The following is a 24,022-nucleotide window of genomic DNA, read 5'->3' on the forward strand; positions in this document are numbered from 1 at the left end:
GGGTGCCCCGGTAGAGCCGAGGGCTCCTGACCCGGTGGGGACGGTGGCGCCTTTCGGGGACCGTGCTCCTCCGAGGCGCATGCCGCTGGGCGGCACGGGCTGTCCGAGGCTGTCCTGCACGACCCGGAGGTCTCAGCCCTCCGCCAGAGCCTCTCCGGCGGCTCGCAGTGCGGCTCTGGTTTCCTCGGCGGCTGCGAATCGGTCGACCGTCGCCATCGCCACGGCGAGCTTGTCCCGCAGGGTTCTGGCGGCCGTGGTGGTCAACGAGGTGGTCCGCCCGTCGAGGTCGAGGTCGAAGAGGCATATGGACTGCTCCTCGCCCACATCGACCCGCCACCGCACGTGCACCTCATCCACCGCCTGACGCCTCACGACGAGCCCCGCGACGTCCACGGCGATGTACGTGATCCGCACTGGTGGGCCGCCTCGTAGCGCTCGACGGTGGCGGTGCTCAGGTTGGGTAGCGGCTCGGCCTTGCCGCACACGTCGTGCCAGATGCGATCGGCGGCCCCGTAGGTGATGACGAACCCCTTCCCCAGGGACTGCTCCTCCCGGGAGCCGGGGTCCTCGATGCCGATGTCGGAGTGGGTCGTGGACCGGTTCATCTTTTGTTCCGCCTTCGCAGCTCGTCGACCACTGCGAGCAGGCGGGCTTTGCTCGCGTCGTCGCTGCGACGCTCCAGCCGGCGGCGCTGGAACCGGAGCCGGAGCGTCCCCGCGTAGAAGGCGTCGGCCTTCGCGTCTCGGTACGCCGCGCCCGCCGCTTCCACTGGGCCACCCGGTCGGTTTCCCATCGCCTCTCCTCGCCTCGGACCCCACAACCGGTGTCGCGGTGCGGGGGCGGTCACGTTCGGTGCCAGCGTGACGGACCGCACGAAACCTGCCTAGGACCTCTTGTGATGGTGTAAAGATGGGTTCGTGCGGAGGACGAGGCTGATCGAAGCCCGCAAGGCGCTGGGCAAGACGCAGGCACAGGTCGCCGACGAGATCGGGGTCGACCGGACGACCGTCGGCGAGTGGGAGCGCAGCGACTCGACGCCTCGCCCCGGCCAGCGCGCCGCCTACGCTGACTCGCTCGGAGTCACCCTCAGCGAGCTTGCCGCGATGCTGTCCTCGATGCCCGTCGATGCCGGCGAGATCCCCGACTGGCTGGCCACGCTGCTCGCCAACGAGCAGTCGGCCGAGGCGATCCGCAAGCACGAGCCCGAGGTGATCGATGGCCTCCTACAGACGCCCGGCTACGTCGAGGCGATCGTCCGCCAAGTCGGCCTGCACGGAGTCACCGACGACTACCTCCGCCAGAACATCCGCCAGCGGCAACACCGCCAGCAGCGGGTGCGCGACGGCAGCCTGGCCTACGACATCATCCAGGCCGAGCAGGTGCTTCACGTCCGCCTCGGCGACGCCACCGTCATGGCCGAGCAGCTCCACACGATGGCCGATCTCGCCGAGCTACCGAACGTCACGGTCCGCATCCTCACCTTCGACGCCGGCCAGCACGAGATCCGGCGGCTCGACAGCTTCAGCATCTTCACCCACCCGTGGGGGACGCCGACGCTCTGCATCGAGGGCTACGGCGGCGCCCGCTTCATCACCGAAGCCGACGAGGTGTCGTACTTCGCCGAAGTGTTCGACGCGGCCAGCCGGGTGGCGCTGTCACCAACAGACTCGATCACCTACATCCGCGAGATAGCACGACGATGGGAGACCCGATCATGACGACCTGGCGGAAGTCCACGTTCAGCAACAACGGCTCATGCGTAGAGCTAGCCGACCTCGGCGACGGCATCGTCGGCGTCCGCGACTCCAAGCTCGGCAACACCTCGCCCATCCTCCGCTTCACCCGCACCGAGGTCGCCACCTGGCTCTCGGGCACGAAAGCCGGCGAGTTCGACGACTTCGGCTAGTGCCGTGGTGAGCGAGAGGGCGCGCGCCGACTGGCGTCGCCAGAAAGAGATCCTCCGCGACTTCGAGATCGAGGACGTCGAGGACCACGGACTGATGCGGTTGCGCGAAGGTCGCGGCTGGACCGAGGGGTTCGTCGCGATCGCCGATCGTGGTCTGGTCTGGACCGAAACGACTGGCAGCGGCGACCGGATGATGCCGACCAAGACGTGGGTGGGCGTGCCCTACGACCTGATCGTGGGTCACAAAGGGCTCCGCAAGATTGCCACCGCTGACCTGTTCCTCACGCTGGACACAGGGGAGGTGCTGCGCTTCAACGGCAGCAAGATATTCGTCTACCTCTGCTGTCGCGCCCTCGCGGCCCCAGGGGGTTCCCGAGCGTGGCCGAGGCCGATAGCAGAAGACCGGCTCCTGACGCTGACGCGCAGCGGCCCTACCGGGTGGCGGCCCGGGCGTAGGGTCCCGGACGGGGCATGACACTCCCGTGATACAGCAGGTCTGAGCCGGGTGTAACGAGTGTGACCTGCTGCGACCAGGGATGGCTTGGGGTCAGGTGTCGTCGAGGCCCATTGCTTGGGCGTAGGTGGTGTCGGCGAGGTGGGCGAAGGGGACGGGGAGGTCGAGGCGGGTGGCCAGTTCGAAGGCGTCGGCGAGGTCCTTGTGGCCGAGTTCGACGGCCCAGCGGAGGTGGGCCAACCGGTCCGGGTCGGTGACGGGGTAACCGTGTCGCGGGCGAGGATCACGTCGTGGTTCTCCGGGAGTCCGGACGCCCGGGCGTAGTCGGCGTAGAGGCTGAGGTCGACGCCCGCCCTCCGGGAGGTAGCGTCCGACGGGTGAGGGGTCTGGCCACCGCCTGGGTCGAGTTGGGGGTGCCGCTGCAGCGCTGCCTCGAACTGGCCCATCGCACCCTGCGGGCCGGGGGACTGGCCTGCGGCTCGGTGCTCACCGACGCGGCCGGCGTGGTGGTCGCCGAGGGACGGAACCGGGCCTACGACCCGCCCGGCGGCGACGGGGCCCTGCAGGGGAACCCGTTGGCGCACGCCGAGCTGAACGCCCTGGCGGAGATCCCGACCAGTCGCGACCTGGGCGACTGCGTGCTGTGGAGCAGCCAGCAGCCCTGCTCGATGTGCCGCGCCGCGGCCGAGTTCGTCGGCGTGGGCCGGGTCCGGTACCTGGGCGTCGATCCGGCGTTCGTCGGCACCGCACGGTCGCAGGCCGGCTCCCCTCCGGACCAGGCGGTCGCCGTCGCCCCCGAGTGGCCGCTGGTGGCCAACGTCCTCTTCCTCCACAACGTCGTCGTCCTGCGGGGGACCGGGCACGAGACCGTCGCCCGCAACCGTGAGCTGGAACCCGAGACGACCGACCTGGCCGTCCACCTCGTGGAGGACCAGGCCCTGGCTCACGACGACCTGCCCACCGCGCTCGCCCCGCGGTGGCCCGAGTTCGTCGTCGCCGCCGAACGCCGCGCCCGGCGCCTGGGCTAGTAGACGCACAGCTCGGAGGAGCCCACCCATAGGCACCGGGTCCGCGCCGGCCGCCGGTCAGGACGCCGCGATCGGAGCGAAGGCCGTGACCGTGTAGGTCAGCTCCGCTGTGTACGCCACGACGAACAACCGGCCACCGCTCACCGACATGGCTCTGATGTGGTCACCGAGTCCGCTGTCGATGGTGGCGATCGGTGCACAGGTGGACGAGGGGCCGCACCCGTCGGCGGCGAAGGCATGGATCGTGCCCTGTCTCGTGGGGACGTAGACGACATCGCCGGCCACGGTCGGCGTAAGGCCGCTCTCACCGGTGCCGACGGTTCCCTGCCACGCCGGCGCGCATGTGGCGGTGCCACAGCCGTCCACGTCGTAGGCGTGCAGCATGGGGGTCCGGTTGGTGTTCGGTGTGGCGTAGATGTGGTCGTCGTCCAGGGCGAACCCTGCCCTGCTCCCGGGGAACCGGGCCGACCACTGGCGGGCTCCTGTGTCGCGGGAGATCGCTTCCAGGTCACCAGGCGCGTCGCTGCCGAAGGGGGGGTGGTAGAAGAACACGTCGGTATCCGCTGCGGCCGCGACGGGGGAACCGATGTCCGAGTGCGTCCAGATCGGGTTGCAGGTCGGGGCGCCGCAACCGCCGAGCGGGAAGGTGCCGGCGGCGGTGACCACCAGGTCGCCGGCGAGGAGGGACGTACTGAAGTTGCCCGCCGCCGCCGTCCACAGAGTCTCCCGCGTGCGACTGTCTCGTACGGACAAGATCTGCGGGGTGGGGAGGGGCCCACAGCCGTCCCGGAGCGTCTGCACCACGTAGCGCCTGCTCTGCATGACCCCACCGATCGCCTGCGACTCCTCCTCGCCGATCACGGTGCCGTCGCGGCCGAGCCGGACGGTGTCGGCCTCGCAGTCCTCGGCGGAGCTCGACAGGTAGTCGACCCACAGCTCGCCCTCGACGAACGTCAGGTCGTGGAACGGGGTGCCCACCACCTCGGGCGGGTTGACGGCCTGCTCCCAGACCGTGTCGCCGGTCGCCGCGTCCAGGGCCCTGACCCCGATCGACGACGAGAAGCGCCCAGGGATCGGCGCCAGGGTCTCGGTGGGGAGGAAGACCCGGTCGCCGTAGACGAGCGGGTTGGGCATGATCCCCCTCGTCGTGGGGATCTCGACCGACCACACCTGCTCCAGGCTGGCCACGTTGGCGGGCGTGATCCGTTCCTCCCACGGGTTCCAGCGGGTCCTCCCGCCGTCGAAGTCCGGCTGCAACCAGCATCCGGTCAACAGCAGGGTCAGGCTCACCGCCACCAAGCCGCGAGCTACACGTCCACCAGTCATCGGACCGCCCCCATCCGCGTCGAGTGATGCTCCGGGCCAACCTTTGCCGATAAATTACGGCTAGTCAATTACTCGAAGGATGAGCCGAATGGGGCGGCTCCGACGGCTCCTTAGGGCGTCAGGGAATCTCGGTGATGCCAGGCGAGCTCGAGGAGGGCGGCGCCGGCGGCCTGCATCGGATGAGGAAGTCGGTGACGAGGCTGAGGGGGTCCATTCCGACACCGAGCCAGAAGACCCGCAGCTCACCGCCTTGCCTGGCTTTCTGGAGGGCCTGGTGGAAGGGCCAGGCGTCGTAGTCGACGGGGCCGTTGTCGCCGGTGGTCTCGGGAGCCCCGAGGAGCTCCTCGTTGTATTCGCGGGTGATGAACCGCCAGAGGTCGAGGTCGTCGGTCTGGCCGGTGGGACCGGGTGAGGTGGGTTGAAAGACACCGACGGGGATGACTTGGTAGAGGCCGCCGCCGTGGCGGGACTGGCGGATCGTGAGGACGCTCGCCACTGCTGCTGGCTGGTCGTGACCTCGACGCGGCTGCGGGCGGGAGGGCTCATCGCATGGAGCTCAGCATGCGCCTCCGCTGTCCTTGCGGCGCTTCAGGTGTCGTCGAGGCCCATCGCTCGGGCGTAGGTGGTGTCGGCGAGGTGGGCGAACGGCACCTCCAAGCCGAGGCGGGTGGCTAGTTCGAAGGCGTCGGCGAGGTCCTTGTGGCCGAGCTGCACCGCCCAGCGGAGGTGGGTCAACCGGTCCGGGTCGGTGACGGGGTCGACCGTGTCGCGGGCGAGGATCACGTCGTGGTTCTCCGGGAGTCCTGACGCCCGGACGTAGTCGGCGTAGAGCCCGAGGTCGACGCCCGCCCGTTCGGCCAGCTGCATCGACTCGAACAGCGCGCACCAGATCCCGTACTGGGCCAGGTTGCGGGCCAGCTTGGCCGCCATCCCGGTGCCGGACGGACCGCAGTGGATCACGTCGGAGCAGTACGCCTCCAGCGTGGGCCGGGCGACGGCGAGCGCCTCCACCGACCCGCCGACCACCGTCACGAGCGTGCCCGCTGCCGCCCGGTCGGGGCCACCGCTGATCCCGGCGTCGAGCAGCTCGCAGGCAGCCGCCAGCCGGTCGACCGTGGAGGGAGCGACCGTCGAGTGCAGCACCACGACGGCTCCGGGGGCCAGACCCGCCAGGACCCCGTCGGGTCCGGTGACCACCTCGATCGCCTGCTCGTCGGTGTTGACCATCACGCACACGACGGAGGCTCCGCGGGCGGCGTCGGCTGCCGAGCCCGCACCCGTCGCACCGGCCTCGACCGCTGCGGCCAGCGCGTCGGCCGACACGTCGTAGGCCGCCACCCGATGACCGACGGCCACCAGTCGCCGGCACATCGCCCCGCCGAGGTTCCCGAGCCCGACGAAGGCGACGCCCGAGGCCGAGCCCGAGCCCGAGGTCGAGGTCAAGGCCGAGCCCTGATCGTGACGTCCCTCCGGCCCCGCAGCGTGTCGGCGGCCCAGCGCGAGGTGCCCGACTCCTCGACGTGGGCGAAGCGGCGCAGCAGCACCTCGAAGGCGACCGCGGCCTCGGTGCGGGCCAGGTGGTTGCCGACGCAGAAGTGCGCCCCGAACCCGAAGGCGAACTGGCGGTCGACCTCCCGGGTGACATCCAGCGAGTCGGGGTCGTCGTAACGGCTCGGGTCGTGGTTGGCCGAGAACAGCGACAGCATCACGTAGTCGCCCTCGGTCAGCTCCGTGCCGCCCAGCTCGAACGTCTCACGGGGGATGCGGGCCACGACCAGGGCCGGCGGGTCGAGCCGCAGCATCTCCTCGACGGCGTTGGGGATCAGGTCGGGCTGCTCCCGGAGCAGGGACAGCTGGTCCGGCCGCTGGAGCAGGCGCCACATGCCGGTGCTCAGCAGCGTCTGCGTGGTCTCGTGACCGGCGAAGATCAGCTGCACCATGAGCATCACCAGTTCCCGGTGGCTCAGGCGGTCACCCGCCTCCTCGGCCTGGATCAGCACCGTGAGCAGGTCGTCGCTCGGGTTGGCCCGGCGGTGGGAGATCACCGCGTCCGTGTAGTCGGTGAAGGCGAGGGTGGCGTCGTCGGCGATCTTCTGCATGGCCACCGACGAGGCGCTCATGGCCTCGCCGAGGGTCGACGACCAGCGCCCGACCCGCTCGGCGTCCACGTCGTCGATCCCGAGCAGCTCGCAGATCACCCGGAGCGGCAGCAGGCGGGCGAACCGGTTGGTGAAGTCGAAGTCGGCGTCGGGCTCGACGGTGTCGCACAGGTCCTCGGCGATCCGCTCCGCCGTGTCCCGGAACCGTTGCACCGACCGGGGCGTGAAGGCCCGGCTGACCAGCGCCCGCAGCCGGGTGTGGTCGGGCGGGTCGATGTGGACGGTGGCGTTGCGGAACCAGTCGACGAACGGGCCCTCGTCCCAGCCGGTGCGCTCCAGGAGCTCGGCCGAGGGGGCCCCGAGGCGGTTGTCGCCGAAGGCGGCGTGGACGGTGTCGGCTCCCAGGAGCATCGTCCCGGGCGGCGAGGTGGTGCGTGCCGCCCGCACGCCGTCGCGCATCAGCGGTCCGAGCACGAGCTCCGGCTGCTCCCAGACCTCGCGCTGCGACGTGTCCACGGTTGGCATCGAGATCTGGTCCACCGGTGTGATCGTCCCCTCGTCGCTGCCGCGCTACCCGTCTTGAGCCTTTGTAGTTTAAGATGTTTTAGATGAATTGGCCGTCACCGGCAACGCAAGGCGAGGGGACGAGCACGGTGCGCGTGGCCAGTGTGGCCGAGCTGGTGGCCGATCGTCTCCGGGAGCGCATCATCGTGGGCGACATCGCCGACGGCGAGATCCTCCCGAAGCAGGAGGAGCTGCTGGCCGAGTTCGGCGTCAGCAAGCCGTCGCTCCGGGAGGCGCTGCGGATCCTCGAGGCCGAGGGCCTCATCGAGGTGCGCCGCGGGAAGTACGGCGGCTCGGTGGCGCGGCGGCCCCACGCGTCGTCGGCGGCGCTGGTGATGCAGACGGTGCTGCGCTCGGTCGACGCCGGGGCGCAGGACGTGGTGCAGGCGCTCCGCCGCATCGAGCCCGTGTGCGCCGGCCTCTGTGCCGCCCGGGAGGACCGGGTCACCGAGGTGCTGCCCCGGCTCCGGGCCGTGCACGAGGAGGCCTGGACCGCAGTCGACGACCTGCGGTCCTACACGGTCCTGGCCCGCAAGTTCCACGAGGAGCTGGTGGCGTGCTGCGGCAACCAGACGATGATCCTGGTGGTCGGCTCGCTGGAGCGCCTCTGCTCCGAGGACTCGGCTCTCTGGATCGACGAGCGGCTCGACGAGGCCGGCGTGCACGGCGTGGTCGACGCGCCGATCGCCGACGCCGGGTACCGCCGGGCCGGACTGGCCGACCACGACCTGCTCATCGGGCTGATCGAGTCGGGTGACCAGGAGGGTGCCGAGCAGGTGGCCCGGCGCCACACGATGGGCCGCCGTCCCTGATGGCCGACGAGGTCGACGAGGTCGACGAGGCCCTGGTGCTGACCGGGGTGGGTGAGGACGGCGTCGCCACGCTGACGCTCAACCGCCCGGCCAAGCGCAACGCCCTCGACGACCGGATGATCCACCTCCTGCTGGAGGGCGTCGACGAGCTGGCCCGCGACCCGGCCGCGAAGGTGATCGTGGTCCGGGGTGCGGGGCCGTCCTTCTGTGCCGGGGCGGACATGTCGGGCGCGGCCGGTGGCCCGGACCGCGGCGCCCTCGACGACCGCAACCACATGCTCGACGAGCGCTACGGCCAGTTCCTCCGGCTCTGGGACGCCCCCAAGCCGGTGATCGCCCAGGTGCACGGCCACTGCCTCGGCATCGCCGTGGCCCTGTGCTCGTGCGCCGACCTGGTGGTGGTCGCCGACGACGCCACCGTCGGCTGGCCGCTCCCGCTGGGTGGGGGAGTGATCGGCCCGGCGATGGCCCTCTACGTGGGCCTCCGGCGAGCGAAGGAGCTGAGCTTCGTGCCGATGAGCTCGCTGACCGGGCGGGAGGCGGCGGAGCTGGGCTGGGCCAACCGCTCCGTGCCGGCCGCCGAGCTGGACGCCACGGTCGCGGGCCTGGCGGCGCAGATCGCCCGGGTCCCGAGCGGGGTGCTGCGCATGAAGAAGGAAGCGATCAACGCCGTCTACGAGCGGGCCGGCTTCCGGGAGGCCGTGCGGAGCTCGGCGTCGTTCAACGCCCTGGCCCACACCGACCCCGACCTCGACGAGGTCCGGGCCGTGCTCCGGGAGCGGGGCGTGAAGGGTGCCGGGGCGTACTTCCAGGGCTGACGTTCCGATTGCCCTAAATCCTCTAATAGTTTAAGATCAATCGCATGGCGATGGCTGCCGTGGTGCCTGCCGATCCGATCGGCGAGCGGGTAGACCGCCGTAGCCGCTACCTGGCCGACGGGCTGCGGGCGGGGGGTCTGCTGCGAGCCGACGTCGTCGTGCTCTGCTGCGACGCCCACACCGAGGATCGACTTGTCGCCCTCCTCGCCGGCGAGCGCGCCGGGCGCCCCACCCGGATGCTCGAACCGTCGCACTGGCGCGCCGAGCGGCTCCGGCAGCTCGGCCGGGAGCTGGACGGCCCCCTGGTCCTGGCGTGCGAGGAAGGCGTCGCCGCCTGGCAGGCCAGCGGTGCCCGGGGACGCGTGGTCGCCGACGGTGCCGGCACCGGCATCCTCTGGTGGCGCCTCGTCGAGCTGCAGGGACGGATGCGGCTCCACATCCAGCGGGGGGACGCTGCTTGTTGATCGAGAAGCGAGCACACGACGGGTGGGTGGAGCTGCGGCTCGACCGCCCGGAGAAGCGCAACGCCCTGTCCCACGAGTTGGTCGACCAGCTGATCGACGCGCTCGACGAGATCCAGCGCGGCCGCCACCCGCTGGTGGTCCTCGGCGCCAACGGCCCGGTGTTCTGCGCGGGCGGCGACCGCAGCGAGATCGGGGCCCACCCGGTGGTGGCGTCGAGCCGCCTGCTCGACCACCTGCGCGGCGTCGAGCTGTTCGTGATCGCCCGGGTCGAGGCTCCGGTGCTCGGCGCCGGGGTGGCCCTGGTGCGCTGCTGCCCGGTGGCGCTCGGTACCCCGGCGGCGACGTTCACGCTGCCCGAGGCGGCGATGGGCAACTACCCGGTGCCGGCTCCCTACCTGGCCGGCGCCCTCTCGGCCCGCCGGATCGTGGAGGTGGCCACGCTCGGCGCTCCGGTGTCGAGCCAGGAGGCGGCCGCCACCGGCCTGCTCACCCGGGTCGTGCCGCCCGACCAGATCGACGAGCTGGTGGCGGTCTGGGTCGAACGGCTCACCGCCCGGCCGCTGGTCGCCCACCAGGCCCGACGGGCGTGGCAGCGCGACCTCGCACCCGCTCACGAGACATCCGCATGGCTGGAGGACATGGTGCGCCAGGACCTGGCATCTACAGGGGAAGCAGGGGAGGGCCGGTGAAGCCGCTCGACGGGGTGCGGGTCGTCGACCTGACCATGAACGTCTCCGGGCCGTTCGTCACGATGGTGCTGGCCAAGCTCGGCGCCGACGTCGTGAAGGTCGAGCGGCCCCCGATCGGCGACGACGCCCGCATGTTCCCGCCGCTGTCGGAGCAGGGCAGCAGCCTCATCTTCGAGTGGTGCAACACCGGCAAGCGCAGCGTCGGCCTCGACCTGAGCGACGACGCCGGCCGGCGGGTCTTCAGCGCCCTGGCGTCCGGTGCCGACGTGCTGATCCACAGCTTCAAGCCCGGCGTCGTGGAGCGGCTCGGCGTCAGCGAGGCCGACGTCCGCCGCTGGGCACCCGACATCCTCTACTGCGACGTGTCGGCCTTCGGTCACGGCCCTGCCGGGCGGGCGCTCAAGGGCTACGACCCGATCGCCCAGGCCTTCAGCGGGATCATGGACATGACCGGCTACCCGGACGCCGCCCCCGCCCGCTGCGCCCCGTCGATCGTCGACCTCGGCAACGGCCTCTGGATGGTGGTGGGGGTGCTGGCCGCGATCATGTCCCGCCGCGGCGGCGATCCCGTGGCCTCGCTGCAGTCGGCCCTCGTCGACAGCGCGCTCGCCCTCGTTCCCTGGCAGGCGGCGCTGGCGCTGGAGTCGGGACAGCGGCCGACCCGCCGCGGTGCCTCCCACGAGCTGGGCGCCCCCTACGACCTGTTCGCCACCGCCGACCGGCCCATCTTCCTCACCGCGGCCAACCAGAGCCTCTGGCGCAAGCTCCTCGAGGTGGTCGGCGCCCCGCACCTGGAAGGCCAGGAGCGCTTCGCCACCCCGCTCGACCGCGTCACCCACTCGAAGGAGCTGGCCGCCGAGCTGGAGGCGAAGCTCGCCGCCCGCCCGGCCGCCGAGTGGCTGGAGCTGTTCCACGAGGCGGGCATCCCGGCGTCGCTGGTCCTGGGCCTCGACGAGACGGTGCGCAGCCCGATCGCCGAGGAGCGCGGCTGGTTCGAGGAGGTCGGCGACCAGCGGGTCGTGCGCCTGCCGCTCATCGCCGACGGGGAACCGCTGACGACGCCGCGGCCGGCACCCCGGCTGGGGGAGCACACGATCGAGGTGCTCACCGAGGCGGGCATCGCCGAGCCGCTGCTCGAGGAGCTGCTGGCGGCGAAGATCGCGGTCGCCGACGACACTGGCGCCGACACCGGGGACCCGCGATGACGCTCGACGACGTCGTCCTCTGCGCTCCCCATCGCACCCCGGTGGGCGGCTACGGCGGGGTGTTCCGGGAGGTGGGCGCGGCCCGGCTGGCCGCCGGCCTGATCCGGGAGGTCCTGGATCGCACCGGGCTCCCGCCGGACGCCGTCGACGACGTGATCCTCGGCCAGTGCTACCCGAGCGGGGAGGCGCCGGCCATCGGTCGGGTCGCGGCGCTCGACGCCGGCCTGCCCGTGGAGGTGCCGGGCCTGCAGGTCGACCGGCGCTGCGGCTCGGGCCTCCAGGCGGTGCTGATCGCAGCCATGCAGGTGGCGACCGGGGTCGCCGACGTAGTGGTGGCGGGCGGCGTCGAGAGCATGAGCTCCGTCGAGCTGTACACCGACCGGCTGCGCTGGGGCGGCGCCGGCGGGGCCCCGCTGGTCGACCGCCTGGTGCGGGCCCGGGAGACCGCCGGCGGCGAGCACCACCCGGTGCCGGGCGGGATGCTGGAGACGGCCGAGAACCTGCGCCGCGAGCACGGCATCACGCGCCAGGAGCAGGACGAGCTGGCCCTGGAGTCGCACCGGCGGGCGGTCGCCGCCCGCGACGAGGGTCGCTTCGCCGCCGAGGTGGTGCCGGTCGACGTGCCCGGCCGCCGGCGTGGTGACCCCCCGACCGCGGTCACCGTCGACGAGCACCCCCGCCGCGACGCCTCCATGGAGGCGCTGGCCCGGCTGCGGCCGGTGCTCGGCTGGCACGACCCGGAGGCCACCGTCACGGCCGGCAACGCCAGCGGGCAGAACGACGGGTCGGCGGCGTGCCTGGTCATGCAGCGCGCCGATGCCGAGCGGCACGGCCTGCGCCCGATGGCCCGGATCGTGTCGTGGGCGGTGGCCGGCGTCGCCCCGGCGACCATGGGCATCGGGCCGGTGCCCGCCACCGAGAAGGCGCTGGCCCGGGCCGGTCTCACCCTGGCCGACGTCGACCTGGTCGAGCTGAACGAGGCCTTCGCGGCGCAGGTGCTGGCCTGCACCCGGGTGTGGGGGTTCGGCGACAAGGACTTCGACCGGCTCAACGTCAACGGGTCGGGCATCTCGCTGGGCCACCCGGTGGGGGCGACGGGGGCCCGCATCCTGGCCACGCTCCTGCACGAGCTCGACCGGCGCGACGCCCGCTACGGCCTCGAGACGATGTGCATCGGTGGGGGACAGGGGCTGGCCGCGGTGGTCGAGAGGATCCCCGCATGACGCTGGAGGGGAAGGTCGCGATCGTGACCGGCGGGGCCGGGGGCCTCGGTACGGCGACGTGCCGGCGCCTGGCCGCCGATGGTGCACAGGTCGCAGTGGTGGATGTCGACGCCGACCGGGCCGTGACGGTGGCGCGCTCGCTGGCGACGGAGTCGATCGGGTGGCAGGCCGATCTGACGTCGCGGGACGCCATCGAGGCCGCCGTCGGCAACGTCGCCGAGCGGCTCGGTCGCGTCGACATCCTCGTCACCGCCGCCGGGTTCGCCCGCGACGCCCTGATCGGCGAGATGGGCGACGACGACTGGGAGGCCGTCTTGGCCGTGTGCCTGTACGGCCCGTTCGCGTGCAGCCGGGCGGTGGTGCCCCACATGGTGGAACAGGGCGGCGGCCGCATCGTCCACGTCGCCTCCCGCGCCTACCTGGGCAACCCGGGCCAGGCCAACTACTCGGCGGCCAAGGCCGGGGTGATCGGGCTCACGAAGTCACTGGCCAAGGAGCTGGGCCGGCACAGGATCACCGCCAACGCCGTCGCCCCGGGGCTGATCCGGACCCCGATGACCGAGTCGCACCCGAAGTTCGAGGCGATCGCCGAGCGGGCGGCCCGGGAGAGCTCGATCCGCCGGGTGGGGGAGCCCGACGACGTGGCGGCCGCCATCGCCTTCCTGGTGTCCGACGAGGCCTCCTACCTCACCGGCGACGTGCTCCACGTGTCCGGCGGGAGGTACGGATGAGCGCGGCGGCCGGGACGGCGCGCACCGCGCGCGACGGGGGAGTGTGGACGATCACCATCGCCAACCCGGCGAAGCGCAACGCCCTCGACGACCCCACCCGCAAGGCGCTGCTGGCTGCGCTCGACGAGGCCATGACCGCCGACGACTGCCGGGTGGTGGTGCTGACCGGCGAGGGGCCGACGTTCTGCGCCGGTGGCGACCTGCCGTCGATGCCCACCGACGACGTGCCGGCCATCGCCGCCCGCATGGGCGAGCTGCACCGCATCGCCGAGCGGCTGCTGGAGGGGCCGCGGCCGGTGATCGCCGCGGTGGAGGGCGCGGCCTACGGGTCGGGCCTCTCGATGGTCGCCGCCGCCGACGTGGTGGTGGCGGCCCGCGACGCCCGGTTCTGCGCCCCGTTCACCAAGGTGGGCGTGGCGCCGGACGTGGGGTTGCTGTGGAGCCTGCCTCGCCGGATCGGCCTGGGCCGGGCCCGGCAGATGGCCTTGTTCGGCGACCCGATCACGGCTGACGACGCCGTGCGCATCGGGCTCGTCGAGCGCCTGGTGGAGCCGGGGCACGCCACGGCGCTGGCGATCGACCTCGCCCGGCAGCTCTGCGACCGGGCGCCGCTGGCCCTGGCCGCGACCAAGCGCCTGGTGCTCGCCGGCGCGGGGCCGCTGCAGTCGGTGCTGGCGGGCGAGCTGGTGGAGCAGCAGGCGCTGCTGGGGACGGCCGACTTCGACGAGGGCCGGCGGGCCTTCTTCGAGCGACGGCCGGCGAAGTTCGGGGGCACGTGATGACGACGACCACGCCATCGTCCGACATCGAGGTGGCGGCGGCTGCGTTCCCGGCCGGCGCCGACGCCGCCACGGCCGCGGAGTACCGCCGGCGGGGCTGGTGGGGCGACGAGGTGCTGCTCGACCACGTGCGCCGCCACGCCCGGGAGCGACCGGACGCCCCAGCCTTCGTCGCCGACGCGGGGACGTTGAGCTGGACCGGCTACCGCGACGCCGCGGCCCGCCTGTCCGGCGTGCTGCGCTCGCTCGGCCTGCCGGAGGGGACGCGGGTGGCGGTGCTGCTGCCCGACTCCGCCACCGTGCACGTGGCCTTCCTGGCGGCGGAGCAGGCAGGGCTCGTGGTCGTCGGCATCGGGGCGCGTGCCGGCGACCGCGAGATCGCCCACCTGGTGGGTCGCACCGGCGCCGTCGCGCTGGTCACCGAGGCCCACCACCGGGGCCGCGCCGCCGGCGACCTGGCGGCCGACCTCGTCGCTCATCACGTCATGCGCCACCACGTCGTCGTCCCCCGCTTCGAGGCCGACCCCGGCGGCGACATCCTGGTCGACGGTCAGGTCAGCGACGCCGCCCCCGACACCGAGGGGCCCCGCACCCACCCCGACGACCTGTTCCTGGTCAACTCCACGTCGGGCACCACCGGCCTGCCCAAGTGCGTGCTCCACAACCAGAACCGGTGGATGTACTTCCATCAGCGGGCGGTGCTGAGCGGCGGGCTCGACACCGACGAGGTGGTGCTGAGCCTGGTCCCGGCGCCCTTCGGCTTCGGCCTCTGGACGGGCCACTTCACGCCCACGCTGCTGGGTGCGCCCACGGTGGTCACCGAGCGCTTCGACGCGGAGCGCGCCCTCGACCTGATCGAGCGGCACCGGGTGACGACGCTGGCCTGCGTCAGCACCCAGTTCGTGATGATGCTCAACGCCCCCGGCCTGGGCGACCGCGACCTGTCGTCGCTGCGGGTGATGTTCACGGGCGGCGAGGCCGTGCCCTACGAGCGGGCAGTCGACTTCGAGGCCCGCACCGGCGCCACCGTGCTGCAGTTCTTCGGCTCCAACGAGACGGGGCTGCTGTCGGGGACGACGCTCGACGACACGGCCGACCACCGGCTCCGGACCGCCGGCCGGGTGATCGACGACATGCAGGTGCGGCTCTACGACGGCGACCGCGACGTCACCGGCACCGGCCGGGGTCAGCCCGCCGGCCGCGGGCCCGCCGCCTGCCTGGGCTACCTCGGCGACCCGGCCGCCAACGAGCAGCTGCTCACGCCCGACGGCTGGATGCTCATGGGCGACATCTGCACCCTCGACGCCGACGGCTACCTCACCGTGGTGGGCCGCACGTCGGACTTCATCATCCGGGGCGGCAAGAACATCAGCGCCCCCCAGGTGGAGGACGAGGTCGGCACCCACCCCGCCGTGGCGCTGGCCGCGGCGGTGGCCTGGCCCGACCCGGTCTTCGGCGAGCGGGTGTGCGCCTACGTCGAGCTCAAGGCCGACGCCGCTGACGCTGCCGACTCCAAGCTCGACCTCGATGCCCTGACCGCCCACCTCGCGGCCCGGGGCACGTCGAAGGAGCTCTTCCCCGAGGTGCTCGTCGTACTCGACCACCTGCCCCGCTCCAGCGGCGGGAAGGTGGCCAAGGGCGAGCTCCGGGCCGACGTCGCCCGCCGGGCGACCGAGGCCACGCAACCGAACCACCCGGTCTGACCAGAGAGGCACAGCCATGCGCAGCATCGATGATCTCGCCACCGACCAGGCCTTCACCACCGCCGGCACCGGCGAGGGGAGGACGGTCACGTTCCTCCCCGAACCGGAGCGCGCCGCCCGGCAGTACACGGTGATCTCGGCCGACGACCACATCGTCGAGCCGCCGCACACCTTCGAGGGCCGGGTCCCGGCCCGGCTGGCCGACCGCGCCCCCCGGGTGGTCGAGAAGGACGACGGGCGCGAGGTGTGGCTCTACGACGGCGTCGAGCTGCCCAATGTCGGCTTCAACGCGGTCGTGGGCCGACCGGTGTCGGAGTACGGCTTCGAGCCGGCCCGGTTCGACGAGATGCGCCGGGGTGCCTGGGACATCCACCAGCGGGTGGCCGACATGGACCTCAACGGCATCTACGCGTCGGTGAACTTCCCGTCGTTCCTGCCGGGCTTCGCCGGTCAGCGCCTGCAGCAGACGACGCCGGACCGCGACCTGGCCCTGGCCTGCGTGCGGGCCTGGAACGACTGGCACCTGGAGGAGTGGGCCGGCACCTACCCGGACCGCATCATCCCCGCCCAGATCCCGTGGCTGCTCGACCCCGAGCTGGGCGCGGCGATGATCTACGAGAACGCCGCGCGGGGCTTCAAGGCGGTGTCGTTCACCGAGGCGCCCCACAACCTGGGCCTCCCGACGATCCACAGCGGCCACTGGGAGCCGTTCCTGCGGGCCTGCGCCGAGACCGGGACGGTGATCAACCTCCACATCGGCTCGGGCGGCGCCACGCCGGCCACCAGCGACGACGCGCCTGCCGACGTGGTGGGCGTGCTGTTCTTCGCCTACGCCATCTACGCCGCGGTCGACTGGCTCTACTCGCTGGCTCCCGTCCGCTACCCGGACCTGAAGATCTGCCTCAGCGAGGGCGGCATCGGCTGGGTGGCGGGCCTGCTCGACCGCCTCGACCACATGCTCAGCTACCACGAGATGTACGGCACGTGGAAGAGCGACCTCACGCCGGCCGAGGTGCTCCAGCGGAACTTCTGGTTCTGCGCCGTGGAGGACCCCTCGTCGTTCTCGCAGCGGTACCGGATCGGGGTCGACAAGATCCTCCTGGAGGCCGACTACCCGCACTGCGACTCGACCTGGCCCCGCACCCAGGCGGTGATCGCCGAGGAGATCGGTGGCCTCCCGGCTGACGAGGTGCGCAAGTTCACCTGGGAGAACGCGGCCCGGCTGTACCGGCACCCCGTGCCCGACGCCGTGGCCGCCGACCCGGATGCGTTCTGACCTGGGGCGACCAGGACTAGCCTCGCTGTCCCGAGACCCATCGCAGGGAGCTGCCTCCGCCGTGGCGGGATCTACCCAGGATCGATCGTCGGACGAGCGATCGCACGTGCGTCGCCACAGCGTGGCCGAGCTGGTGGCCGACCAGATCCGGGAGCGGATCGTGTCCGGCCAGGTCCAGCCCGGCGAGGTGCTGCCCAAGCAGGAGAGCCTGCTGGTTGAGTTCGGCGTGTCCCAGCCGTCGCTGCGGGAGGCCCTGCGCATCCTCGAGACCGAGGGCCTGGTCCGGGTCCGCCGGGGCAAGCACGGCGGCACGGTGGTCCAGCAGCCCCAGGTCGACAGCACCGCGCACGCCATCGAGCTGGCGCTGCGGGCCAGGGGCGTCTCGCCGGGCGAGGTGGCGACCGCGCTGCGGTTCCTCGAACCGGTGTGCGCCGGCCTCTGCGCCGCCCGGGAGGACCGGGCCACCGAGGTGGTCCCCCGCCTGCAGGCCGCCCACGAGGCGGTGCTGGCGGTGGTCGACGACGTGCCGCAGTACACGGCGCGGGCGCGGGCGTTCCATGCGGAGCTGGTGAACTGCTGCGGCAACGACACGATCGCCCTGGTGCTCGGGGCGCTGGAGCGGATCTGCTCCGACGACTCCACGGCGTGGGCCGAGCAGCTGAGCCGGCGCCCGGCGAAGATCGCCCGGACGGCGCCGATCGCCGATGCGGAGTACCGCCGGTCGGGCGTCGACGCCCATGCCACGATCGTCGAACGGATCGCGGCGGGCGACGTGCGGGGCGCCGAGGAGGCCGCCCGCGAGCACGCGGCCAGCCGCTCCGCCGCCCAGTCCTGACCCCTTGCCCCCTGAGGGGCAATGTACTTAAGTGTCTAGATGATTAAGAAGCCGTGGGAGCCCTCGATCACGCCGTCGATCGGGGTGGAGCTGACCGTCGCCCAGGAGCTGGCCTGCTCGTTCCGGATCCTCGCCGCCGAGGGCTTCAGCGAGAACATGGCCGGCCACATCACGGTGGCCGACGAGGACGGCAACCTCCTCGTCAACCCGTGGGGCCTGTGGTGGGAGGAGGTGTCGGCATCGGACGTCTGCCTGGTCGCGCCCGACGCGAGCGTCCTGGCCGGGCGCTGGGACGTCACGCCCGCCATCCACATCCACACGGAGCTGCACCGCCGCCGGCCCGACGCCCGCGTGGTGGTCCACAACCACCCGTACCACGTGACCGTGCTGGCGGCGCTGGGCATCCTGCCCGAGATCCTCCACCAGACGACCACGCTGTACGAGGGCGACCTGGCCTTCGTCGACGAGTACACCGGTGAGATCGACACGGCCGACCTCGGCGAGGACCTGGCCCTGCGCATCGGCGACGCGTCGACGGTGATCCTGGCCAACCACGGCGTGATCGTCACCGCCCCGACGGTGCAGCTGGCCACGTACCGGGCCGCCATGCTCGACCGCCAGTGCCGGCTCACCTACGACGTGCTGCGGGCGGGCGACCTGGCGCAGGCCCGCACGGTGGTCGCCCCGGCGCTGCGGGGTGCGATGAAGGCGGCGCTGGTGGAGCGGGCCAGCGAGATCTACTGGAACGGCTGGGTGCGGCGGCTGCTGCGCACGGCCCCCGACGTCCTCCTCTAGCGCCCGAACATTGCCTGCGCTCGTCGTGCGGTTGACCAATCTCCCAAAATTGCAATATGTTTAAGAAGAATCAGATCATTCGCTAGAGGGGGAACACATGCCGGGCAAGAGGACGTTCGGGGGAGCGCTGCTCGCCCTCCTGCTGCTGACCGCCGCCTGCGGAGGCGACGACGACGAGGCGTCCGACGACGCGACCACCGACGAGGACGCGCCGGACACCACCGAGCCGGCCGGCGACGGGGCCGCCTCGGACGATCCCTACGCCCCGCAGCCGCTCGACGAGCGCGGTGAGCTGACCTTCTCGCTGTCGGGCAACTTCGAGTTCGTCTTCCCCGTGCAACTCGCCGTCGAGATGGGGGAGTTCGACAAGGAGAACCTCGACGTCGAGATCATCACGATCTCGGCCACCGAGCAGCTCGCCGACCTGGCCGGCGGCCAGGCCGACATCGCCGGCATCGGTGCCGCCGCCGCGGCCATGAACGCCGTCGACCAGGGCATCGAGCTGCAGTTCTTCCAGAACACCCACGACGCCCCCAGCCCGGGCACGTCCGAGGGCCTCTGGGTCGACAAGGACAAGCTGACCGACGACGGCGAGCTCGACCCCGACCAGGTCGACGGCCTGCGGATCGTGCTGGGCACCCAGAAGGAGGCCAGCCCCACCGTCTACGTCCTGAAGACGGCGCTCGACGCGGTCGACAAGGAGGTCGGCGACGTGGAGGTCATGGGCCTCAACCCCAACGCCGACTCGCTGGTCGCCCTGCAGAACGGGGCCGTTGACGGCGCCCACCTGCTGAGCCCCTTCTCCGACGACCCCGGCCTCGCCGAGTGCTGCGCCCTGGTGCAGGAGACCATCCCCGCCGGCAAGTACGCGGCGATGAAGGAGGACCTCGAGGGCGACCCCGAGCTGTACGAGGCGTTCGTGCGGGCGCTCGTCCGCACCCAGCGCACGTACCTCCAGGGCAACTACCACCAGGACCCCGAGGTGGCTCCCATCCTCGCCGAGTTCACCGGCGCCCCGCAGGAGACCGTCGAGGCTGCCGCCACCTGGTACGGCTTCGGCGACGAGGCCCGCAACGACGAGGAGATGGTCGAGGAGCTGCAGGACATGTGGCTCGGCTTCGGCGAGATCCTCTCCTACGACGAGGCGCATCCGGTGGAGGACTTCAGCACCCAGGCCGTCGTCGAAGCCGTCAACGCGGGCTGACCGGAGGCCCCCGGTGGAACCGGCTCGCATCGTCGCCACGGACCTCGAACGTCACTTCGACGACGGCCACCAGATCGTGCACGCCCTCGGGCCGCTCGACCTGGAGGTCCGGGAGGGCGAGCTCCTGAGCATCCTGGGACCGTCGGGGTGCGGGAAGAGCACGCTGTTGCGGGTGATCGCCGGTCTCGTCTCCCCGTCGAGGGGCGAGCTGGCGATCCGGCAGAGCGACCCGGACCGGTCGCTGCTCGGCATGGTCTTCCAGGACCACAGCGTCTTCCCCTGGAAGACCGTCGAGAGGAACGTCCGCCTCGGGCTCGACATCCAGCGCCACCACCGGCACTCCCGGGCCGAGCGCAACGCCCTGGTCGCGGCGGCCCTGGAGCGGCTGGGCCTGGCGGAGTTCGCCCGGGCCTACCCGCACACGCTGTCGGGCGGCATGCGCCAGCGGGTGGCGATCGCCCGGGCGCTGGTGCTGCAGCCCGAGGTGCTGCTCATGGACGAGCCGTTCGCGTCGCTGGACCAGCAGCTGCGGCGGCTCATGCAGGACGAGCTGGTCGACCTGTGGGAGACCGAACGGCGCACCATGGTCTTCGTCACCCACAGCATCGACGAGGCGATCTTCCTCAGCGACCGGGTGGTGGTCATGTCGGCCCGGCCCGGTCGCGTCTGCGCCGAGTACGAGATCCCCTTCGGGCGGCCCCGCAACCACGACCTGCGGGCCAGCCCGGAGTTCGCGGCGCTCCAGCAGTCGATCTGGGAGGTGCTGCGGACCGAGGTCGACCAGCACCTCGCCAGCACCCGGGAGGCGACCCGTGACAGCGCGGCCTGAGACGGTGGAGGTCGAGGTCGACGTCGCCGCTCCCGACGACGGCGCGCCCGAGGGGCAGACCGTGTTCCGGCGGCCGACCGCCGAGGACATCGACCCCCTGAAGTACCGCCGCCGGCGCCGTCGCATCGAGCGGGGCCTCGGCATCGGCGTGCCCGTCGTGCTGGTGGTGCTGTGGCAGGTCTGCAGCGAGGCGGGCTGGATGGACCAGCGGTTCTTCCCGCCGCCCACCAAGATCTGGGACGCCGGCGTCGAGCTGTTCCGCGACGGCCGCCTGCAGCACGACCTGTGGGTGAGCAGCCGGCGGGTGCTCTACGGGTTCGTGCTCGGGTCGTTCCTCGGGGTGGCGGCGGCGGTGCTGCTGCAGGCCTCCCGTACGGCGCGGGCGGCGCTGGAGCCGCTGACCTACGGGCTCTGGACCGTGCCGAAGCTGGCCCTGCTGCCGCTGCTCCTGCTGATCTTCGGCATCGGGGAGACACCGATCATCATCCTGATCGTCGTCAACTGCTTCTTCCTGGTGTTCATCCCCACCCTGGCCGCGATGACCAGCGTGTCGCCGGCCTACAAGGAGGTGACGGAGTCGCTCCGGGCGAACCGGTGGCAGACGTTCCGCCACGTGGTGTTCCCGGCGTCGATCCCGCAGATCTTCATCGCCCTGCGGCTCACCGCCGGCGCCTCGATCCTGGTGCTGGTGGCGATCGAGTTCGTCCAGGGCCAGGAGGGCCTGGGCTACCTGATCTGGAACTCCTGGAGCCTCTTCCTCGCCGACCGGATGTACGTCGGCATCGTCGTCGTCGCCGTGGCCGGCGCCCTGTTCACGATGCTGGTCGCGATGATCGGCCGCCGCCTCACCCGCTGGTCCCCCGACACCTGACCCTCACCCTCCGTCCGCACCGGGGTGGTGCACTACAGGCCATGCTTCGTGCCCTCGTCGTCACTGTTGAGAGGAGCTTCGAGGATGACCGATCTCGACCCGGCGGTGCGGCACCACCCCGTCGTTCTCGCCCACAGGGCCAAACGGGCGGCGGACATCCAGCTGCGGATCGCGGACGCCATCACCGCGTTCGCCGGCTCCATGCCCTTCGTCTACGTGCATGCCGTCGGCTTCGCGGTGTGGATGTTGCTCGTCGAGTCCGATCCGTGGCCCAAGCTCACCCTGGTGGTGTCGCTGGAGGCGATCTTCCTGTCGACCTTCGTCATGATCGGCCAGAACCGCCAGGCGGCGTTCCAGCAGGCGAAGGCCGACCACGACTTCGTCGCGCAGGACCAGGAGCTGAAGGTCAACACCGAGATCACCCGGGCGATCCACACCCTCGCCACGGAGATCCACAGTCGGGTCGTCCCCGACCCGGAACGATGAAGCGGTAGATCAGACGACGGTCAGCGAGACCTCGATGTTGCCTCTGGTGGCGTTGGAGTAGGGGCAGACCTCGTGGGCCTGGGCCACCAGGTCCTCGGCCACCGAGCGCTCGACGCCCGGCAGCTCGGCCTCGAGACCGACCTTGAGACCGAACCCACCCTGGCCGTCGGACCCGATGCCGACCTTGGCGGTCACTGCCGACTCGTCGACGTCGACCTTGGCCCGGGAGGCGACCACCTTCAGGGCGCTGTGGAAGCACGAGGCATAGCCCACGGCGAAGAGCTGCTCGGGGTTCGTGAAGGGCCCGCCCGGCCCGCCCATCTCCTTGGGGATCCTCAACTGCAGGTCGAGCACCCCGTCGGAGGAGGCGGAGTGGCCCTCTCGGCCACCCCATGCGGTCGCTTCAGCGGTGTAGACGGCATCCATGCTTCAGACAACCGACACCACCACGCCACTGTTCCATCGGGCTCCCTCCCAGCTGACGGTCAGAGTCGCTCTTGCTGTGCCTACATTTTGTAGGTACATTTTGGGGATGGAGACCATCGGCCTGCGAGAGCTGAACCAGAACCCGTCCAGAGCCGTCGCGCGGGTGCGGGCCGGCGAGTCGATCATCGTGACCGACCGCGGCCGGCCCGTGCTCCGGCTGGTGCCCGAGGTCGAGAACCCCAGCACTCTCGAGCGCATGATCAGCGACGGCACCGTCCGCCCCCCCGCTGAGCAGAGCATGCCGGATGTCATCCCTGATCTGGCAGATGATGTGGCGAGCTTGTCCGATCTCGTGATCGCCGATCGCGACAAGGAACGCAACCGGTGATCTACCTCGACGCGTGTGCGTTGGTGAAGTTCATCAAGCCCGAGAAGGAGACCGAGGCGCTGCGCAGCTGGCGGGAGGCGCTACCCGACGACACCGAGTTGATCTCCAGTGAGTTGGCCATGCTGGAGATCACTCGAGCGCTGCTCCGCGGCGGCATCGACCACACGCGGGTGCCGTACTACGTGGGACAAGCGGTGCGAGGGGTCTACGTGGTCGACCTGTCGAGCACCGTGCTGGACCGGGCGCGCTCGTACCAGGTGGCGAGGCTCGGATCGCTCGATGCCATCCACCTGGCCACCGTCGACCCGTTCCGCGCCGAGCTGACCGACTTCGTGACCTACGACAGCGAACTCGCCAGCGCCGCCACCGACCTCGGCTTCCCGATCACCGCACCCGAGTAAACGGCATGACGTTGCACGAGGAGGCCGTCGACGGCCTGCTCGACCGGGTCAAGGGGCTGACGCCACCCCCCTGACCCGGGGGTCAGCCGCCCGGGTCGTCGACGATGATTCCCAGGCCCAGACCGGAACCGAGCGGCCCGGGCAGGCGGGCGTTCGTCGGCTGGTGGAACCACACCAGCAGCACCTCGGGTGGCTCGGCGACCGTGTCGCCGAGGACAGGGATCGACACCGTCGCCTCGGTCTGCAGGGGCGCGAACGTCACCGTGCCCGACGAGCCGACGAAGTCGCGGCCGGCGCGGGCGGTGAGCGACACGGCGGTCCACTGCGCGGTGACCGGTTGGCCGATGGCCCGTGAGAGCGACACCGGCACCTCCAGGGTGGTCGTGCCGCTGTCGCCTTCGACCGCCCAACCGATGCCCGGCTCGATGGTGGGCGGACGGCAGCCCGGGGTGCCCGGCACGCACAGCGCGACCACCGCCGACGGGGTGTCCGCCGCGAAGTCGCCCGGACTCGATCCGCTGCTGGTGCGAGTGCCGATGCCGGCGCCGACGATCAGCGTGCCGTCGAGGACGGTGGCGCCCGAGGCGACCCCCGAGAAGGTGCCGGGTTCGCCGACCAGGCGGTCGACCAGCAACCGGCCGTCGTCGGCGTCGTACATGCGCAGGTGGGGTGTGACCACGCTGCCGACGATCACCACCCCGGGCACGGCG

At 71.7% G+C, this 24,022-nt stretch carries 32 protein-coding genes; 22 read left to right on the plus strand and 10 right to left on the minus strand.

Going from position 1 to position 24,022, the window contains the following annotated elements:
• Positions 1–132: 132 nt before the first annotated feature.
• Genes VK611_29260 through VK611_29270 form a run of 3 tightly spaced genes read right to left on the minus strand, consistent with a single transcriptional unit; the run spans position 133 to position 793 of the window.
• On the minus strand, positions 133–393 hold the full coding sequence (locus VK611_29260) for a hypothetical protein (GenBank protein HMG45457.1): 261 nt from the start codon (positions 391–393) through the stop codon (positions 133–135).
• Positions 369–605, minus strand: a complete 237-nt coding sequence (locus VK611_29265; GenBank protein HMG45458.1) for a hypothetical protein — start codon at positions 603–605, stop codon at positions 369–371. Before VK611_29265 ends, VK611_29260 begins: the two co-directional genes overlap by 25 nt.
• Complete coding sequence (locus tag VK611_29270) at positions 602–793, minus strand: hypothetical protein (GenBank protein HMG45459.1); 192 nt, start codon at positions 791–793, stop codon at positions 602–604. The genes VK611_29265 and VK611_29270 overlap by 4 nt, the downstream gene beginning before the upstream one ends.
• A 124-nt stretch (positions 794–917) precedes the next feature.
• Here VK611_29270 and VK611_29275 point away from each other — a divergent pair, with 124 nt between their 5' ends.
• From VK611_29275 to VK611_29285, 3 genes are read left to right on the plus strand one after another with little or no spacing between them, the layout of a single operon-like run.
• Positions 918–1,718 carry a helix-turn-helix transcriptional regulator gene (locus VK611_29275; GenBank protein HMG45460.1) on the plus strand — a complete coding sequence of 267 codons (801 nt, stop codon included), beginning with the start codon at positions 918–920 and terminating at the stop codon, positions 1,716–1,718.
• Positions 1,715–1,906, plus strand: coding sequence for a DUF397 domain-containing protein (locus VK611_29280; protein HMG45461.1), 192 nt, complete (start codon positions 1,715–1,717; stop codon positions 1,904–1,906). Before VK611_29275 ends, VK611_29280 begins: the two co-directional genes overlap by 4 nt.
• A 7-nt stretch (positions 1,907–1,913) precedes the next feature.
• Positions 1,914–2,381 carry a hypothetical protein gene (locus tag VK611_29285; GenBank protein ID HMG45462.1) on the plus strand — a complete coding sequence of 156 codons (468 nt, stop codon included), beginning with the start codon at positions 1,914–1,916 and terminating at the stop codon, positions 2,379–2,381.
• Between the two features lie 72 nt (positions 2,382–2,453).
• On the opposite strand, the gene VK611_29290 is transcribed toward VK611_29285, so the two are convergent.
• The gene (locus tag VK611_29290) at positions 2,454–2,600 is read right to left on the minus strand and encodes a hypothetical protein (GenBank protein HMG45463.1); all 147 of its coding nucleotides are present in this window, start codon (positions 2,598–2,600) and stop codon (positions 2,454–2,456) included.
• Positions 2,601–2,737: 137 nt separating this feature from the next.
• On the opposite strand from VK611_29290, the gene VK611_29295 reads away from it, so the two are divergent.
• The gene (locus tag VK611_29295; protein ID HMG45464.1) at positions 2,738–3,388 is read left to right on the plus strand and encodes a nucleoside deaminase; all 651 of its coding nucleotides are present in this window, start codon (positions 2,738–2,740) and stop codon (positions 3,386–3,388) included.
• A gap of 57 nt (positions 3,389–3,445) precedes the next feature.
• On the opposite strand, the gene VK611_29300 is transcribed toward VK611_29295, so the two are convergent.
• From VK611_29300 to VK611_29315, 4 genes are all read right to left on the minus strand, one after another.
• Positions 3,446–4,684, minus strand: coding sequence for a PQQ-binding-like beta-propeller repeat protein (locus VK611_29300; GenBank protein HMG45465.1), 1,239 nt, complete (start codon positions 4,682–4,684; stop codon positions 3,446–3,448).
• A 148-nt stretch (positions 4,685–4,832) separates the two neighbouring features.
• Positions 4,833–5,210: a hypothetical protein gene (locus VK611_29305; protein HMG45466.1), complete on the minus strand. Its 378-nt coding sequence runs from the start codon at positions 5,208–5,210 to the stop codon at positions 4,833–4,835.
• Positions 5,211–5,302: 92 nt separating this feature from the next.
• The gene (locus VK611_29310; protein HMG45467.1) at positions 5,303–6,157 is read right to left on the minus strand and encodes an NAD(P)-dependent oxidoreductase; all 855 of its coding nucleotides are present in this window, start codon (positions 6,155–6,157) and stop codon (positions 5,303–5,305) included.
• Complete coding sequence (locus VK611_29315; GenBank protein ID HMG45468.1) at positions 6,154–7,338, minus strand: cytochrome P450; 1,185 nt, start codon at positions 7,336–7,338, stop codon at positions 6,154–6,156. The genes VK611_29310 and VK611_29315 overlap by 4 nt, the downstream gene beginning before the upstream one ends.
• Before the next feature lie 128 nt (positions 7,339–7,466).
• Between VK611_29315 and VK611_29320 the strand changes: the two genes are divergently transcribed.
• The 16 genes from VK611_29320 (at position 7,467) to VK611_29395 (ending at position 22,097) form a co-directional block, all read left to right on the plus strand.
• Positions 7,467–8,189 carry a GntR family transcriptional regulator gene (locus VK611_29320; protein ID HMG45469.1) on the plus strand — a complete coding sequence of 241 codons (723 nt, stop codon included), beginning with the start codon at positions 7,467–7,469 and terminating at the stop codon, positions 8,187–8,189.
• Positions 8,189–9,007, plus strand: a complete 819-nt coding sequence (locus VK611_29325; protein ID HMG45470.1) for an enoyl-CoA hydratase-related protein — start codon at positions 8,189–8,191, stop codon at positions 9,005–9,007. Before VK611_29320 ends, VK611_29325 begins: the two co-directional genes overlap by 1 nt.
• Before the next feature lie 44 nt (positions 9,008–9,051).
• Entirely contained in the window at positions 9,052–9,471 is a 420-nt protein-coding gene (locus tag VK611_29330; protein ID HMG45471.1) for a hypothetical protein, read from the plus strand.
• Positions 9,468–10,160 (plus strand): enoyl-CoA hydratase/isomerase family protein, encoded by a 693-nt coding sequence (locus tag VK611_29335; GenBank protein HMG45472.1) that lies wholly within the window; start codon positions 9,468–9,470, stop codon positions 10,158–10,160. The genes VK611_29330 and VK611_29335 overlap by 4 nt, the downstream gene beginning before the upstream one ends.
• Positions 10,157–11,365 (plus strand): CoA transferase, encoded by a 1,209-nt coding sequence (locus VK611_29340; GenBank protein ID HMG45473.1) that lies wholly within the window; start codon positions 10,157–10,159, stop codon positions 11,363–11,365. Before VK611_29335 ends, VK611_29340 begins: the two co-directional genes overlap by 4 nt.
• On the plus strand, positions 11,362–12,588 hold the full coding sequence (locus VK611_29345; GenBank protein ID HMG45474.1) for an acetyl-CoA C-acetyltransferase: 1,227 nt from the start codon (positions 11,362–11,364) through the stop codon (positions 12,586–12,588). The genes VK611_29340 and VK611_29345 overlap by 4 nt, the downstream gene beginning before the upstream one ends.
• Positions 12,585–13,319: a 3-oxoacyl-ACP reductase FabG gene (fabG, locus tag VK611_29350; GenBank protein HMG45475.1), complete on the plus strand. Its 735-nt coding sequence runs from the start codon at positions 12,585–12,587 to the stop codon at positions 13,317–13,319. The genes VK611_29345 and fabG overlap by 4 nt, the downstream gene beginning before the upstream one ends.
• Complete coding sequence (locus VK611_29355) at positions 13,316–14,098, plus strand: enoyl-CoA hydratase/isomerase family protein (GenBank protein ID HMG45476.1); 783 nt, start codon at positions 13,316–13,318, stop codon at positions 14,096–14,098. The genes fabG and VK611_29355 overlap by 4 nt, the downstream gene beginning before the upstream one ends.
• Complete coding sequence (locus tag VK611_29360; GenBank protein HMG45477.1) at positions 14,098–15,801, plus strand: class I adenylate-forming enzyme family protein; 1,704 nt, start codon at positions 14,098–14,100, stop codon at positions 15,799–15,801. Before VK611_29355 ends, VK611_29360 begins: the two co-directional genes overlap by 1 nt.
• A gap of 16 nt (positions 15,802–15,817) precedes the next feature.
• Positions 15,818–17,077: an amidohydrolase family protein gene (locus VK611_29365; protein ID HMG45478.1), complete on the plus strand. Its 1,260-nt coding sequence runs from the start codon at positions 15,818–15,820 to the stop codon at positions 17,075–17,077.
• Between the two features lie 106 nt (positions 17,078–17,183).
• On the plus strand, positions 17,184–17,912 hold the full coding sequence (locus VK611_29370; GenBank protein ID HMG45479.1) for a GntR family transcriptional regulator: 729 nt from the start codon (positions 17,184–17,186) through the stop codon (positions 17,910–17,912).
• Positions 17,913–17,951: 39 nt separating this feature from the next.
• Complete coding sequence (locus tag VK611_29375) at positions 17,952–18,707, plus strand: class II aldolase/adducin family protein (GenBank protein ID HMG45480.1); 756 nt, start codon at positions 17,952–17,954, stop codon at positions 18,705–18,707.
• A 97-nt stretch (positions 18,708–18,804) separates the two neighbouring features.
• The gene (locus VK611_29380) at positions 18,805–19,911 is read left to right on the plus strand and encodes a hypothetical protein (GenBank protein HMG45481.1); all 1,107 of its coding nucleotides are present in this window, start codon (positions 18,805–18,807) and stop codon (positions 19,909–19,911) included.
• A 13-nt stretch (positions 19,912–19,924) separates the two neighbouring features.
• Positions 19,925–20,740: an ABC transporter ATP-binding protein gene (locus tag VK611_29385; GenBank protein HMG45482.1), complete on the plus strand. Its 816-nt coding sequence runs from the start codon at positions 19,925–19,927 to the stop codon at positions 20,738–20,740.
• Entirely contained in the window at positions 20,724–21,611 is an 888-nt protein-coding gene (locus tag VK611_29390; GenBank protein ID HMG45483.1) for an ABC transporter permease, read from the plus strand. The genes VK611_29385 and VK611_29390 overlap by 17 nt, the downstream gene beginning before the upstream one ends.
• Positions 21,612–21,695: 84 nt before the next feature.
• Complete coding sequence (locus VK611_29395; protein ID HMG45484.1) at positions 21,696–22,097, plus strand: DUF1003 domain-containing protein; 402 nt, start codon at positions 21,696–21,698, stop codon at positions 22,095–22,097.
• Between the two features lie 9 nt (positions 22,098–22,106).
• Here VK611_29395 and VK611_29400 read toward each other — a convergent pair whose 3' ends face one another.
• The gene (locus VK611_29400) at positions 22,107–22,523 is read right to left on the minus strand and encodes an organic hydroperoxide resistance protein (protein ID HMG45485.1); all 417 of its coding nucleotides are present in this window, start codon (positions 22,521–22,523) and stop codon (positions 22,107–22,109) included.
• 106 nt (positions 22,524–22,629) lie between these two features.
• Here VK611_29400 and VK611_29405 point away from each other — a divergent pair, with 106 nt between their 5' ends.
• Together VK611_29405 and VK611_29410 are read left to right on the plus strand one after the other, a co-directional pair.
• Positions 22,630–22,911 (plus strand): type II toxin-antitoxin system prevent-host-death family antitoxin, encoded by a 282-nt coding sequence (locus tag VK611_29405; protein ID HMG45486.1) that lies wholly within the window; start codon positions 22,630–22,632, stop codon positions 22,909–22,911.
• A complete protein-coding gene (locus VK611_29410) occupies positions 22,908–23,312 on the plus strand; it encodes a type II toxin-antitoxin system VapC family toxin (GenBank protein HMG45487.1) in 405 nt (134 codons plus the stop codon). The genes VK611_29405 and VK611_29410 overlap by 4 nt, the downstream gene beginning before the upstream one ends.
• An 82-nt stretch (positions 23,313–23,394) precedes the next feature.
• Here VK611_29410 and VK611_29415 read toward each other — a convergent pair.
• Positions 23,395–24,022, minus strand: a 628-nt coding sequence (locus VK611_29415; GenBank protein HMG45488.1) for a Calx-beta domain-containing protein, incomplete at its 5' end; no start/stop codon positions are given.

It is taken from the genome of Acidimicrobiales bacterium, from assembly GCA_035316325.1.
GTDB lineage: Bacteria > Actinomycetota > Acidimicrobiia > Acidimicrobiales > VFJN01 > DASXTK01.